Annotated in this window: 1 pseudogene; it reads left to right on the plus strand. The window is 29.2% G+C overall.

The features are described from left to right. Window positions 1-165: 165 nt before the first annotated feature. Window positions 166-315 (plus strand): annotated as a pseudogene (locus tag EN857_RS33960) (IS6 family transposase); the annotation flags it as partial.

Genomic DNA, 315 nt, shown 5'->3' on the forward strand with positions numbered 1-315 from the left:
GTTTTTTTACAATATATCTGTAAGTAGAAAGATTATGTAACAAAAGTATAAAATTATAATTTTAGATTGATTATACGTCTCCTTAATTTAGAGTGTACTCATAAAATACGGTTCTGTTGCAAAGTTGAATTTATAATATAATTTTAACAAAAAGGAGTCTTCTGTATGAACTATTTCAGATATAAACAATTTAACAAGGATGTTATCACTGTAGCCGTTGGCTACTATCTAAGATATGCATTGAGTTATCGTGATATATCTGAAATATTAAGGGAACGTGGTGTAAACGTTCATCATTCAACGGTCTCCCGTTGG

Source organism: Mesorhizobium sp. M4B.F.Ca.ET.214.01.1.1 (genome assembly GCF_004791545.1).
Classification (GTDB): domain Bacteria; phylum Pseudomonadota; class Alphaproteobacteria; order Rhizobiales; family Rhizobiaceae; genus Mesorhizobium; species Mesorhizobium abyssinicae.